Annotated in this window: 14 protein-coding genes; 10 read left to right on the plus strand and 4 right to left on the minus strand. The window is 73.2% G+C overall.

Annotated elements, in window-relative coordinates; all coding sequences use genetic code 11:
• Window positions 1-9: 9 nt before the first annotated feature.
• Entirely contained in the window at window positions 10-1,230 is a 1,221-nt protein-coding gene (locus ACFWA9_RS06200) for a biotin carboxylase (RefSeq protein WP_329488268.1), read from the plus strand.
• 183 nt (window positions 1,231-1,413) lie between these two features.
• Entirely contained in the window at window positions 1,414-2,358 is a 945-nt protein-coding gene (locus ACFWA9_RS06205) for an EamA family transporter (RefSeq protein ID WP_352286230.1), read from the plus strand.
• A gap of 73 nt (window positions 2,359-2,431) precedes the next feature.
• On the opposite strand, the gene ACFWA9_RS06210 is transcribed toward ACFWA9_RS06205, so the two are convergent.
• Window positions 2,432-3,061, minus strand: coding sequence for a hypothetical protein (locus ACFWA9_RS06210; RefSeq protein WP_380383597.1), 630 nt, complete (start codon window positions 3,059-3,061; stop codon window positions 2,432-2,434).
• A 290-nt stretch (window positions 3,062-3,351) separates the two neighbouring features.
• Between ACFWA9_RS06210 and hemL the strand changes: the two genes are divergently transcribed.
• The 7 genes from hemL (at window position 3,352) to ACFWA9_RS06245 (ending at window position 10,358) form a co-directional block, all read left to right on the plus strand.
• Entirely contained in the window at window positions 3,352-4,683 is a 1,332-nt protein-coding gene (gene hemL / locus ACFWA9_RS06215) for a glutamate-1-semialdehyde 2,1-aminomutase (RefSeq protein ID WP_352286241.1), read from the plus strand.
• A 62-nt stretch (window positions 4,684-4,745) separates the two neighbouring features.
• Window positions 4,746-5,393, plus strand: coding sequence for a histidine phosphatase family protein (locus ACFWA9_RS06220; RefSeq protein WP_329492147.1), 648 nt, complete (start codon window positions 4,746-4,748; stop codon window positions 5,391-5,393).
• Between the two features lie 110 nt (window positions 5,394-5,503).
• Window positions 5,504-6,112, plus strand: coding sequence for a TlpA disulfide reductase family protein (locus tag ACFWA9_RS06225; protein ID WP_329488257.1), 609 nt, complete (start codon window positions 5,504-5,506; stop codon window positions 6,110-6,112).
• On the plus strand, window positions 6,109-6,882 hold the full coding sequence (locus ACFWA9_RS06230) for a cytochrome c biogenesis protein CcdA (protein ID WP_329488256.1): 774 nt from the start codon (window positions 6,109-6,111) through the stop codon (window positions 6,880-6,882). Before ACFWA9_RS06225 ends, ACFWA9_RS06230 begins: the two co-directional genes overlap by 4 nt.
• Before the next feature lie 2 nt (window positions 6,883-6,884).
• Window positions 6,885-8,693 (plus strand): cytochrome c biogenesis protein ResB, encoded by a 1,809-nt coding sequence (locus ACFWA9_RS06235; protein ID WP_380383602.1) that lies wholly within the window; start codon window positions 6,885-6,887, stop codon window positions 8,691-8,693.
• Between the two features lie 3 nt (window positions 8,694-8,696).
• A complete protein-coding gene (gene ccsB, locus ACFWA9_RS06240; RefSeq protein ID WP_380383605.1) occupies window positions 8,697-9,830 on the plus strand; it encodes a c-type cytochrome biogenesis protein CcsB in 1,134 nt (377 codons plus the stop codon).
• Between the two features lie 123 nt (window positions 9,831-9,953).
• Window positions 9,954-10,358: a hypothetical protein gene (locus ACFWA9_RS06245; RefSeq protein ID WP_329488253.1), complete on the plus strand. Its 405-nt coding sequence runs from the start codon at window positions 9,954-9,956 to the stop codon at window positions 10,356-10,358.
• A 55-nt stretch (window positions 10,359-10,413) separates the two neighbouring features.
• On the opposite strand, the gene ACFWA9_RS06250 is transcribed toward ACFWA9_RS06245, so the two are convergent.
• Window positions 10,414-11,466: a ScbA/BarX family gamma-butyrolactone biosynthesis protein gene (locus tag ACFWA9_RS06250; protein ID WP_380383608.1), complete on the minus strand. Its 1,053-nt coding sequence runs from the start codon at window positions 11,464-11,466 to the stop codon at window positions 10,414-10,416.
• A gap of 349 nt (window positions 11,467-11,815) precedes the next feature.
• Here ACFWA9_RS06250 and ACFWA9_RS06255 point away from each other — a divergent pair, with 349 nt between their 5' ends.
• Window positions 11,816-12,421 (plus strand): ScbR family autoregulator-binding transcription factor, encoded by a 606-nt coding sequence (locus ACFWA9_RS06255; protein WP_352286249.1) that lies wholly within the window; start codon window positions 11,816-11,818, stop codon window positions 12,419-12,421.
• A 33-nt stretch (window positions 12,422-12,454) separates the two neighbouring features.
• Here ACFWA9_RS06255 and ACFWA9_RS06260 read toward each other — a convergent pair whose 3' ends face one another.
• Window positions 12,455-13,078 carry a ScbR family autoregulator-binding transcription factor gene (locus ACFWA9_RS06260; protein WP_329488249.1) on the minus strand — a complete coding sequence of 208 codons (624 nt, stop codon included), beginning with the start codon at window positions 13,076-13,078 and terminating at the stop codon, window positions 12,455-12,457.
• A gap of 236 nt (window positions 13,079-13,314) precedes the next feature.
• A complete protein-coding gene (locus tag ACFWA9_RS06265; protein ID WP_329488248.1) occupies window positions 13,315-13,527 on the minus strand; it encodes an acyl-CoA carboxylase epsilon subunit in 213 nt (70 codons plus the stop codon).
• Window positions 13,528-13,563 lie beyond the last annotated feature (36 nt).

Below are 13,563 nucleotides of genomic sequence, written 5' to 3' on the forward strand. Positions count from 1 at the left end.
GACCACGGAATGTCACACGTCATCGTGATGAACCGTTGGAAGGACACCTACGCCGACTACGCGGCCTACCTCGACCACACGCGGTGTGCCGTCACGTACATCACCAGCCCGCTCGGGCGCGGGGCCGTTCCCGAGGGCGCGGCCGAGGTCGTGACCCTGGACGACATCCAGGACCTCGCGCAGCTGCGGGCCGCCGTCCTCGGCCTCGCCGAGCGCCACGGCACGCCGGACCGCCTCATCACGCTGAAGGAGGAGGACCTGGAGAACGCCTCCGTCGTCCGGGCCGAACTCGGGCTCCCGGGGATGCGGCTCGACGAGGTCCTCGCGTTCCGCGACAAGGTGGTCATGGGCGAGCGGATCGCCGCCGCCGGCCTGCCGATCCCGGCCTTCGCCGCGGTCTCCGCGGCCGAGGACATCACCGCCTTCGCCGCCGAGCACGGCTGGGACCTCGTGGTGAAGCCGCGCGACGGCAGCGGCAGCGCCGGCGTCGTGGTGGTCTCCGGCCCGGAGGACCTCGACCGGATCGAGTTCGGCCGCTGGAAGCTCATGGCGCAGGTGCGCAACCCGCACCCGATCTGCCACGTCGACGGCGTGTTCGACGGCGAGCGGCTGCTGGTCTGGCGCGGCTCGCGCTACGTCAACACCTGCCTGGACTTCGCCCAGGGCACCTTCTACGGCTCGATCGAGGAGGCCGATCCGGAGCTGCACCGGATCATCGGCGAGGCCACCGAGCGGTACATGCGCGCCCTCACCGACCGGGCCACCCCGTTCCACCTGGAGCTGTTCCTGGAGGAGACCGGGACCGGGGCCACCTGCTCCTTCCTGGAGACCGGTGCCCGGGTCGGCGGCGCGGAGACGCCGTTCCTCTGGCGCGAGGTGCACGGGTACGACCTGATGAAGGCGGCGTTCCACCTCCAGCTCGGGGTGCCGCTGGAGGAGGGCCCCGACTGGGACACCCAGGACGTCGCCGGCTTCCTGGTGGTGCCGGCGCCCGCGCCCCGGCCGTGCCGCTTCACCCACATCACCTCGATGGTCGGGCGGACGCCGGGCCCGTACGCCGAGTCGCTGGCCAAGGTGGGCGACGTCCTGCCGGTCGCGCACGGCTACGAGCACGTCGGCGGCCGCTTCCGGTTCCGCGGCGCCACCGCCGAGGACGTCCTGGAGTCGATCACCGAGACCTTCAAGGGCTACACCGTCTCGGCGGAGACCGTGGAAGCCGCCGCGGTGTGACGCCGGCTCGGGAGCCCGGTGTCCCGGATCTCCGGCCGCCGCGGCCCGTACATCTCACGACGGCCTGTCAGGAGGCCCGCGACGTGCGTACGGTGACCGTGGCGGACGGCCGTGGGCCACCCCCCACGGCCGGATCCGAGACCCGAGACCTGCGCCGAGTACCCGCGGAAGGACCACCACCTCATGCCCCCAGCGACCACCACGACGGGCCGTGCTCGGAAGGCACTTCCGGGCACCTACGGCGCCGCCGCCCTCGCCGTCGGCGCGATGATCTGCGTCCAGTCCGGTGCCGCGGTGTCGACCTGGATGTTCCCGACGGCGGGACCGCTCGGCACCGCCTCGCTGCGGCTCGCCTTCGCGGCCGCGATCATGCTGATCTGGGCCAGGCCCCGGCTGCGCGGGCGCAGCCGGCAGGACCTCCTGCTCGCCGCCGCGCTCGGCGCGGTCAGCGCGCTGATGACGATCTCCTACTTCGTGGCCATCTCCCGGATCCCGCTCGGGGTCTCCAGCGCGCTGGAGTTCCTCGGGCCGCTCGCCGTCGCCGTGGCCGGCCTGCGCCGGCGGATCGACGTGATCTGGCCGCTGCTCGCGGTCTGCGGCGTGCTGGCGCTGACCCAGCCGTGGAACGGCTCGGTCGACCTCGTGGGGCTCGCCTTCGGGGCGCTGTCCGGGGCGGCGCTCGGCGGCTACGTGATCTTCACCCAGCGCGTCGGCGACCGGTTCTCCGGCGTCGACGGGGTGGCCATCTCGCTGTCGGTGGCGGCCCTGTGCGCCGCGCCCTTCGGGCTGGTGCAGGCCGTGCCGGTGCTCACCCCCGGCATCGTGGCCGGGGCGGCCGGGGCCGCGGTGCTGCTGCCGGTCCTGCCGTACGTCCTGGAGATGCTGGCGCTGCGCAAGCTCACCACGGCCGCGTTCGGGACGCTGCTGAGCTTCGAGCCGGGCTTCGCCACGCTGATCGGCTTCGTGCTGCTGCACCAGACCATGAGCCTGCTCCAGCTCGCCGGCGTCGTCTGCGTGGTCGCGGCCAGCCTCGGTGCCGTGCGCCGCGGCGAGCGCACTCCGGAGGCGCCCGCCGGCCCCGGATCCGACGCGGCCGTCCCCGCGCCGGAGAAGGCCGCCGCCGGCTGACCCGCCGGCAACCCGCCCCCGTCCGCCCCGGAGCACCCGCCCCGGGGCGGACGCGCGTGCGGGCGGCGGGAGGTTACGGCCAGACCAGGCAGTACAGCTGGTGCCCCGCGTCGTGCAGCCGGTTGGCGAAGTCCTGCCACTCGTGCAGCATGCTGTAGATCACGAAGGCGTCCCGGGGGCCGCGGCGGTCGGGCACGGTGGACCAGATGAACGCGGCGGCGCCGAGTTCGGTCTCGTCGGCCTTGCGCAGTGGTTCGACGACGTTCTGCGGGAGCTGCACCACCGCGTAGTCGGGGTGCAGCACGACCAGCTCCAGCGGCGGCACCTGGTGCAGCGGCACGCCCTGGATGCCGGTGAGGACCATGGCGCTCATGGTCTCCGGCTTGATCTTGGTGGAGAGGTGCCCGTTGGGCGAGCCGCTGGTCTCCATCAGGTCGCCGAGCCGCCCCAGCGAGCCGAGCTCGCCCGCGTCCAGGCCGAGCCCTCCGGGGCCGAGCGCGGTGGGGACTCTGGCGGCGGTGGCGCGGTCGGGTGCGCCGAAGTACTTGTACGTCACCCCCACGCGTCCCTCACCCCGCCTCTCGCCACCGCGACCGCCACGCCCCGTACCCGCTCCCGTACCCCCGCGTGCGGCCTCGGCGGGGCGGCGGGGGCCACCCGCGGCCTCGTCGTAGCCGTCCTGCGCCTCGGACACTCGGACCATCCTCACCGGAATTCGCCGGAATCGACAGACCCCCGCACGTCCGGCGTCCCACCGGTCGTGCTCCTTACCCGTCATGCGCCGCCGTACCCAGTCATGGCACGCGGCAGTCCTCTTCACACCCCTGAAACACCGGAGATTGCGCACACCCGGAGTACACAGTCTGACTGGTCCGTGCGGCCGGGGTCGCCAGGACCCCCGTTGTACGGATAACCGTACAGACTTCGTCACCCGGATCATCGTTCCAGATGATGAGGTCCGACATGCAGAGGTGAAGGACACGATTTGAGACCATGTCTCCCGTGAGCTACCCCTACGAAGCCCCCCAGTCCCAGTCGCTCTTCGACCGCGCCTCGGTCGTCACGCCCGGCGGCGTGAACTCCCCGGTGCGCGCCTTCCGCGCGGTCGGCGGTACGCCGCGCTTCATGGTGTCCGGCAGCGGCCCCTACCTCACCGACGCGGACGGCCGCGAGTACGTCGACCTGGTGTGCTCGTGGGGCCCGATGATCCTCGGCCACGCGCACCCCGCGGTGATCGACGCCGTGCAGCGGGCCGTCGCGCACGGCACCTCCTTCGGCACGCCCGGCCAGGGCGAGGTCGAGCTGGCGGAGGAGATCGTCGCCCGGATCGCCCCGGTCGAGCAGGTCCGGCTGGTCTCCTCGGGCACCGAGGCGACCATGTCCGCGATCCGGCTGGCCCGCGGCTTCACCGGCCGGGCCAAGATCGTGAAGTTCGCCGGCTGCTACCACGGTCACGTGGACGCGCTGCTGGCCGCCGCCGGGTCCGGCGTCGCGACCTTCGGCCTGCCGGACACCCCGGGCGTCACCGGCGCCCAGGCCGGCGACACCATCGTGCTGCCGTACAACGACCTGGCCGCGGTCGAGCAGGCCTTCCGGGCGCACCCGGGCGAGATCGCCTGCGTGATCACCGAGGCCTCGCCCGGCAACATGGGCGTCGTCCCGCCGCTGCCCGGCTTCAACGGCGGTCTGGCCCGGCTCTGCCGGGAGAACGGCGCGCTGTTCATCTCGGACGAGGTGATGACGGGCTTCCGCGTCTCCAAGGCGGGCTGGTACGGCCTGGAGGCGGCGCACGAGGGCTGGGCGCCGGACCTCCTCACCTTCGGCAAGGTGATGGGCGGCGGCTTCCCGGCGGCGGCCTTCGGCGGCCGCGCGGACGTCATGGGCCACCTGGCCCCGGCCGGCCCGGTCTACCAGGCCGGTACCCTCTCCGGGAACCCGATCGCCACCGCGGCGGGCCTGGCCCAGCTGCGCGGCTGCACCGACGAGGTGTACGCCACGGTGGACCGGGTGGCCGCCGAGCTGTCGGCGATGGTCTCCGGCGCGCTGGCCAAGGAGGGCGTGGCGCACCGGCTGCAGACCGCCGGGAACATGTTCTCGGTGTTCTTCACCGAGGCCGCGGTGACCAACTACGACGAGGCGAGGACCCAGGAGGCGTTCCGCTTCAACGCCTTCTTCCACGCGATGCTCGCCGAGGGCGTCTACCTGCCGCCGTCCGCCTTCGAGTCCTGGTTCGTCTCGGCGTCCCACGACGAGCGGGCGATCGAGCGGATCGCCGCCGCACTGCCGGCCGCCGCCCGCGCGGCCGCCGAGGCCCAGCCCGCGTAGCCGCGGCCGACCACCAGGAGTACTGAGAAGTGAGCACCAACGACACCACCGTCGTCCACCTGATGCGACACGGCGAGGTGCACAACCCGGAGGGCGTCCTGTACGGCCGCCTGCCCGGCTACCGGCTGTCCGAGCTGGGCCGGCAGATGGCCGACCGGGTCGCCGAGGACCTGGCCGGCCGGGACATCACCCACGTGGTGGCGTCCCCGCTGGAGCGGGCGCAGGAGACCGCCGAGCCGATCGCCAAGTCGCACGGCCTGGACCTCGCGGTCGACGAGCGGCTGATCGAGGCCGACAACATCTTCCAGGGCAAGACCTTCGGGGTCGGCGACGGCTCGCTGAAGAACCCGGGCTACTGGAAGTACCTGACCAACCCGTTCAAGCCGTCCTGGGGCGAGCCGTACCTGGAGCAGGCGGTGCGGATGATGGGCGCGCTGGCCGCCGCCCGGGACGCCGCGCGCGGCCACGAGGCGGTCTGCGTCAGCCACCAGCTGCCGATCTGGATCGTGCGTTCCTTCGTGGAGCGCCGCCGGCTCTGGCACGACCCGCGCAACCGGCAGTGCTCGCTGGCCTCGCTGACCAGCTTCACCTACGAGGGAGACCGGATCGTGTCGGTCGGCTACCGCGAGCCGGCCCGCGACCTGCTGCCCGCGCACCTGGTCGGCAAGGGCGGGAAGAGCAAGCCGGTGGGTAAGAGCTTCGGCGCCTGACCGCCGTCGGGTGGTCCGGACCAGCCGCAGGTCAGAGGGGGTTCGACACGGAATGTCGGACCCCCCCGAACCTGCCCGGAACTCCATGCGAAACTTTTCACATGTCTGGCATGACGCGCCCCCGTCCCCGTGTCGCCGCAGCGGCCGCCGCCACCGCCGCCGCTGCCGCGCTCGCCCTCAGCGGCTGCAGCTCCTCAGGTTCGTCGGCCAGCGGTGACGGCCAGATCGGCTTCGTCTCGGCCAAGGGCAGCAACATCTCCAAGGCCGCGGTGGGGCACCGCCAGGACGCGCCGGACCTCTCCGGCACCACCCTGGAGGGCACCCCGGTCAAGCTCTCGGACTACCGGGGCAAGGTCGTCGTCCTCAACGTCTGGGGCTCCTGGTGCGGGCCCTGCCGGGCCGAGGCGGACGACCTCCAGCGGATCTGGGACAAGTACAAGGACCAGGGCGTCCAGTTCCTCGGCATCAACACCCGGGACCCGGAGATCACCAACGCCGTCCGCTTCGAGCAGGAGCGGGGGGTCACCTACCCGAGCCTCTACGACCCGGCCGGGACGCAGCTGCTGAAGTTCCCCAAGGGCAGCCTCAACCCGCAGTCCGTGCCGACCACCATCGTGGTCGACCGGGAGGGCAGGCTCGCCGTGCGGGCCGTCGGCGGCCAGCTGGACGACGGCCTGGAGTCGATGCTCCAGCCGGTCCTCGCGGAGCAGCAGCAGTGAGTGCCGCGGCCCAACTCGCCGACACCACCGGGACCATCCAGAGCGGGGCGCTGCTGGTGGCCGCGCCGATCGCGCTGGTGGCCGGTCTGGCGTCGTTCTTCTCGCCGTGCGTGCTGCCGCTGGTGCCCGGCTACCTCTCCTACGTCACCGGCTTCTCGGCCGCCGACCTCGCCGACGCGCGCGGGGCCCGGCGCGGCCGGATGCTGCTCGGGGTGCTGCTGTTCATCCTCGGCTTCACCGCCGTCTTCGTCTCCACCGGCGCGCTGTTCGGCTTCTTCGGCTCGACCCTCCAGGAGCACCGGCGGGTCATCTCGATCGTGTTCGGCGCGCTGACCATCGTGATGGGCCTCGCCTTCATGGGCCTGGTGCCCGGGCTGAGCATGCGCGAGGTGCGCTCGCACCGCCGCCCGGCGGTCGGCCTGCTCGGCGCGCCGATGCTGGGCGTGGTCTTCGGCGTCGGCTGGACGCCCTGCCTCGGCCCGACCCTGGCCGCCGTCCAGAACCTGGCGCTCAACGAGGCCGACGCCGGCCGCGCCGCGCTGCTGATGACGGCCTACTGCCTGGGCCTGGGCGTACCGTTCGTCGTGGCCGCGGTGGCCTTCCGCCGGGCCCTGGGCGCCTTCGGCTGGGTCAAGCGGCACTACCCGCTCGTCATGCGGATCGGCGGCGGCATGCTCGTCGCGGTCGGTCTGCTGCTCGTCACCGGGGTCTGGGACTCGATGGTGAACGAACTGCAGTCCTGGACCGCCGACTTCCAGATCGGAATCTGACCGTGAGCAAGACCACGACCGATACCGAGCTGCCCCCCCAGGCGGTCGAGGACGCGGCCGAGCGGCTGACCAGCGCCCCGGTCGAGTCCGACGGCCCCGGTGGGATAGGGGCGTTCGGCTGGCTGCGCTGGATGTGGCGCCAGCTGACCTCGATGCGGGTCGCGCTGATCCTGCTCTTCCTGCTCTCGCTGGCCGCCATCCCGGGTTCGCTGATCCCGCAGAGCGGCCAGAACGAGTTCAAGGTCGAGACCTGGAAGGCCCGGCACACCACGGTCGCGCCGATCTACCAGAAGCTCCAGCTGTTCGACGTCTACAGCTCGGTCTGGTTCTCGGCGATCTACATCCTGCTGTTCGTCTCGCTGGCCGGCTGCATCGTCCCGCGCACCTGGCAGTTCGTCGGCGTGCTGCGCGCCCAGCCGCCGGCCGCGCCGCGCAACCTGACCCGGATGCCGGTCTACGCGGCCTGGCGCACCGAGGCGGACGCCCGGGAGGTGAACGCCGCCGCGCACCGGCTGCTGCGGCGCCGCCGGTTCCGGGCGAACCTGGCCGGCGGCGCGGTGGCCGCCGAGAAGGGCTACCTGCGCGAGGTCGGCAACCTGGTCTTCCACCTGTCGCTGTTCGCGCTGCTCGGCGGCTTCGCCTGGGCGAGCCTGGCCAGCGGCACCGGCGGCAAGCTGATGGTCGCCGGCGAGGGCTACTCCAACACGATCACCCAGCTCGACGACTTCACCGGCTCGCGGTTCTACAGCTCCCAGGACCTCGACCCGTTCTACCTGAAGCTCAACGACTTCACCTCGCGCTTCCAGACCAAGGGCGACCAGATCGGCGCCGCCCGGGAGTTCACCGCGAACGTCGAGTACTACTCCGGCAGCGACGCGTCGAAGCTGAAGCAGGGCTCGATCGAGGTCAACCACCCGCTGGAGATCGGCGGCAGCAAGGTCTACCTGATCGGCCACGGCTACGCCCCGGTGGTCACCGTGCGCAATGCCGCCGGAACGGTGGTCTACACCGGTGCGACGCCGTTCCTGCCGCAGGACCCCAACCTGACCTCCACCGGCGTCATCAAGGTCTCCGACTACGGCGAGAAGGACGGCAAGCGGACCCAGATGGGCTTCTCCGGCTTCTTCCTGCCGACCGCCCCGGTGGCCTTCGACGCCAACACCGGTCCGCGCTCGCTCTTCCCCGGCGACGCCGACCCGGCCCTGGTGCTGAACGCCTTCGCGGGCGACCTCGGCACCGACTCCGGCCTGCCGCAGAACGTCTACCAGCTCAACACCAAGAACCTGACGCAGCTGCAGCAGGACGGCAAGATCGCCAAGGTCCGGCTGAAGCCGGGCCAGGCGTGGGACCTGCCGGACGGCTACGGCAGCGTCACCTTCGAGGGCTACAAGCAGTGGGCCAGCTTCAACGTCTCGCACCGCCCGGGCAACGCGATCGCCCTGACCGGCGGCGTGCTGGCGATCCTCGGCCTGATCGGCTCGCTCTTCGTGCAGCGCCGGCGGATCTGGGTGCGCGCGGTGGCGCTGCCCGGCGGCGGCACCCTGGTCGAGCTGGCCGGGCTGGGCCGCAGCGAGTCGGCGAAGACCGCTGAGGAGCTGGCCGAGCTGGCGGTCGACCTCCAGGACGACGCTCCGGCGGCCGACGAGCCGGACTCCGGCGCGACCGGTCCCCACCGGCCCGATCAACCCGCCGGGGCCGCCGGGGCCGCCGAGCCCGATCAACCCGCCGAGCCCGACGGGGCCGCAGCGCCCCCCGAGCCCTCGGCACCCGCAGACCCCGCAGTCCCTGCCGACCAGAACTCCAAGGAGTAGACGGTGCATCTCGCCTCGGCGGTCGACCCACAGCTGGCCGACCTGTCCAACAAGCTGATCTACTCGGCCATGGCCGTCTACCTGATCGCCATGTTCGCGTACATGTTCGAGTGGACGTTCGGTTCCAAGGGAGCCGTCGCCGTCCGTTCGTCCGCGCAGGCGGGCCTGGCCGAGACCGTCGCCGAGGCCGCGCCCGCAGCCGGGAGCGGCAAGAAGGTGACCGTCACGGTCGCCTCGGCCGGCGGCGGCACCACCACGCTCACCCGCACCGCGCTGGCGGGCGAGGGCGCGACGGTGGTCACCAGCGGGCGCGGCGACGGCGAGGTCGACGGCCCCGGCGCCGCCGGCACCAGCGAGAAGGCCGACCTGTCGGGCCGGATCGCGATCTCGCTCACGGTGCTCGGCGCCATGCTGCACGCGGGCGGCGTGGTCACCCGCGGCCTCTCGGTCTCACGCTGGCCGTGGGGCAACATGTACGAGTTCTCCTGCGCCTTCGCGCTCGCCATGACGGTGGCCTTCCTCGGCCTGCTGCTCACGAAGAAGCCGGTCCGCTGGCTCGGCCTGCCGGTCACCCTGGCGGTGCTGCTGACCCTCGGCATCGCCGTCTCGGTGCTGTACACCGAGTCCGAGCAGCTCGTCCCGGCGCTCCACTCGTACTGGCTGGCGATCCACGTCTCCACCGCGATCATCTGCGGCGGCGCCCTGTACGCGGCGTTCATCGCGACCCTGCTGTACCTCGGCAAGGACTCCTTCGACAAGCGGATGGCGGCCGGCCTGGCCAGGGGCCCGCTCGGCACCTCGCCGTCGATCTGGCGCCGGCTGCCCGCCGCCTCCACGCTCGACAAGCTGTCCTACCGGATCAACGCCCTGGTCTTCCCGCTCTGGACCTTCACCATCATCGCGGGCGCGATCTGGGCCGAGGCCGCCTGGGGCAAGTACTGGGAGTGGGACCCGAAGGAGACCTGGTCGTTCATCACCTGGGTCGCCTACGCCTGCTACCTGCACGCCCGCGCCACGGCGGGCTGGCGGGGCCGCAAGGCCGCGTACCTCGCGGTGCTGGCCTTCGCCTGCTACCTGTTCAACTACTACGGCGTGAACATCTTCGTCACCGGCAAGCACTCGTACGCGGGGCTCTGACCGGGGCTGCACCACCCACCGGCCCGGCGCTCCGACCAAGGAAGCCGGGCCGTGGTGCGACAGGGGTAGTTCGTGCCGGCCACCCGGTCCGGCACGGGGAGGAACCGAGGAGGAAATCGCGCAATGGAGTGCGACGAGGTCATGCTGACCGTCCGAATCACCGCCGCCGAGCGCACGCTGCTCCGCAGACTCGCCCAGGGGCACCGCAGCGACGTGTCCGAGGTCGTGGCCGACGGCCTGCTGGACATCATTCCGACGCTCAGCTCGCAGGCGGACGCCTACCGGCTGCTGGGCGCCCTGACGGCCCCCGCGCCGTGCGCGCTGACCGTCTGGCTGCCGACGCCGCTGGCCGATCTGCTGGTGCCGGGGGCGGCCCGGATCGCCCAGGTGACGCAGGTGCGGATCGGCTCGGCCAGCGCCATGCTGGGCGCCGCGCTGCGGCTCTGGCTGGCCCAGGACCCGACCAGGCTGGCCGCCAACCTCAGCGTGATGCACGCCGGCCGCCCCGCGGCGCTGGTGGCCGCCTGAGGGTGCGGACGAGGGGCCTGCCGGCCGCCCGCCGGCCCCGGACACCGGTCCGGGGTCAGCTGGCGAGCGGCAGGCCCCTCGCGCGTCCGGAGCCGGCGGGGCGGGTGTCCCGGGCCTCCTGCCGGGCCGGCTCGGTCAGCAGCCGGCACTCGGCCGCCGTCCGGCCGTCCTGGACCAGCTGGACCCGGACCGGTACCCGCCGGCCGTCCGCGCCGCTCTCCCGGACGGCCCGCACCAGGCAGGGCCGGTCCAGCTCGATGAAGCGGTCGAACGAGGACAGCAGCTCGACCGGCACCACCGTCTCGGGGTGCCGCAGCCGCTGGGCGGCCTGCCGGGCGGCCTCCAGCACCAGCATCCCGGGGACGTGGTCGGCCGCCGGGTCGAACAGCACCGGGTGGCCGGGGTCCACCCGCAGCAGCCAGCTGTCCGGCGCGGGGGACGCGCCGAGCACCACGTCGGCGGACCGCTCGCGGCCGACGAGTTCGGGCGCGGTCGGCGCGGACAGCGCCGCGGCCCGCATCGAGGGCGCGCCGGACAGCCGGGGAGGCACCGGCCGGGGTCCCGGACCGCGCAGGCGGGCGTAGGCGGCGGGGGAGTGCACTCGTAGCTCTCCGGAGCCGTGGCCGACCGGACGGCCGTCCCGCTCGACCTCGACGTGCACCCGCAGCGAGGCCGGTCGGCCGTGCCGCATCCGGACGTCCTGGCAGCCGACCTTGAGCATCAGCGAGGCCGGTCCGGCGCCCACGGCGAGCCCGTCCAGCCCGGCCGGGCCGAGCGTGAAGCAGAGTTCGTCCAGCGTGAAGTGGTGGCCGCGCGGCACGCCGAAGCCGACGTGGCCGATCAGCAGACCGGCCTGGCGGACGGTCTCGGCCATCAGCAGCGGGTCGTGGTGCCGGTCGTCCGGCAGCCGATAGAAGCCGTGCAGTCGCGGCCATTGGGCGCCCAGCAGGAAGTCGTAGGGGCCGGCCGACTGCCAGCCCGTGATGAGGACGTCGGAGACACAGGAGCGGTGGACCAGGTGCCGGGAGACGGTCCGCTCGTGGAAGTCGTAGCCGGGACCGGGGTGGGCATAGGGGATGCCGGCGTCCGGATCTACGATCAATGGCATGACTGGCCCCACTCCCGGGTCTCGGCCGACCGGCCGCGCAGACGGCCTCGGTAAAACATACAGACCACCCGGTTTGCGCACTACTGGCGGGGTCGTCGCTGCCGAGCACTCCGCGTGACCACGGTACCCGCGGGCTGGACTGCGGGAACGTGCCGAGGGGAGAAGTCCGCGCCCCGGACGGGCGCCGATCCCCCCTGGACGGCGGCGTCGAGCGAGGGGCTAGATTAGATACCAACCATGCGGTTTGGGATGGCCCGTCCGCATGCGAGGCGTCGCACCATCGACGACGACGCCCTGAGAGCAGCCGGGCGAGCCGCGATCTCGCCGGCGCCGAGGCCGGAGGGGCCGAGTGGTCAAGCAGGAACGCGCGGGTCGGACCAGGCAGGCCGTCCTGCTCGCCGCGGCGGTCACCTTCGCGGACGCGGGGTTCGAGTCCGCCAGCCTGATCGACATCAGCCGCCGGGCGGGCGTCAGCAAGGGCGCGCTCTACTTCCACTTCGTCTCCAAGCAGGCACTCGCCGACGGCGTCCGGGCCGCGGCCGGGCGCGAGATCGGCTCGGCCGCGCTCCGCGCCCTGCGCGGTGGCGGACCGGCCCTCCAGGGCCTGATCGACTTCTCGCACGAACTGGCCCGGCTGCTCCGCGAGGACGTCGTGGTCCGGGCCGGAGTCCAGCTCGGACAGGGCGCCCGGGGCGGCTCGGACGCCTGGCACAGCCTGACCGCCGTGGTCCGGCGGCTGCTGGAGCGCGCGGCGGCGGCCGGCGAGCTGCGCCCGGGGCTGGACCCGCGCCCGGCCGCCGAACTGCTCACCACCCTGGCGGCGGGGCTGGTGCTGCTCGCCCCCGAGGACGCCGACCGGCTCCGCCCGGAGGCGGTGCGGAGCCTGTGGGGAGCGGCGCTGCCCGCGCTGGTCCCGGGGGACCGCTGCGCCGCCTACCGGACCTGCGCGCCGTAGTGCCGCACCCCGCCGCCGGCGGCCGCCGCCGGATCAGCCGCCGCCCGCGCCCCGCTCGGCCACGCTGAGCCGGGCGAGCGCGTGCGGCTGGACCAGGCCCGGCAGCAGCAGCGTCCAGAGGTCGGTCATCCGCTGGAGGAGGTCCCGGCGGCCGGCCAGCACCTGGGAGCTCAGCTGGATCCCGGTCACCGCCCCGGTGATCACCCCGGCCGCCGCCGCGACGTCCAGGCCCGGGTGCAGGTCGCCGGCCTCCCGGGCCTGCTCCAGCAGCGCGCGTGCCGCGTCCGACCAGCCCTGGTAGGCCTCGATCTGCGGCTGGGTGAAGCTGCCGTGCTCGATCGTCAGCCGGATGCTGCCGCGCACCAGCGGATCGTCCAGCAGGGCGTGGGCGAAGGCGTACCCCAGGTCGATCAGGGTCTGCACCGGGCTGTCGGAGGTCGGCCGCCAGGTGGCGAGCCAGTCGGCCTGGCCCTCGATCACGGCCAGCGCCAGCTCCTCCTTGGAATGGAAGTGGAAGTACAGCGCCCCCTTGGTGACGCCGGCCCGCTCCAGGATGTCCGCCATGGTGGCCGCGGCGTAGCCGCGTTCGTCGAAGACTTCGGCCGCGGCGAGGAGCACCGCCTGGCGGGTCGCCAGTGCCCGGGCCTGCCTGGCCATCGCAGCCTCCCTGGGTAGTTCGCACGCTCCGGCAGCGGCTGATCCTAGGGCCGCGACGGCGCGGAGATCACATACCGTCCAGTAGGTATTCTACCGAGCCGCCCCGGGCCCGACCGGGACCGTCCGGGGCCGGGGCGGGTCCGTCCGGGCCGGGACGCCCGGGGAGCGGGGCCCCAGTACGCCGACGGCCGGCCACCCGGGAGGGTGACCGGCCGTCGGGCGGGCGTGTCGGGCCGTCAGGCGGCCTGCTGCCAGCTGACCGGCGAGTAGTACGCCGGGCGGCGCTCCAGGCGCTGCCAGCTGGCGATCGGCTCGATCGGGGCGGCGGCGGCCGCGGCCTGCTGGGCGGCCGCGGCGCGGGCCAGCAGGACGGCGGTCAGGGCGGCGAGTTCCTCGTCGTCGAGGGAGCCGCGGACGATACGGACGAGAGGTTCGGCGGAAGCGGTCATGATTCGGTTTCTCCCCCGGCGCAAGTGTGGTGTGTG

This window comes from Kitasatospora sp. NPDC059973 (assembly GCF_042737525.1).
Classification (GTDB): domain Bacteria; phylum Actinomycetota; class Actinomycetes; order Streptomycetales; family Streptomycetaceae; genus Kitasatospora.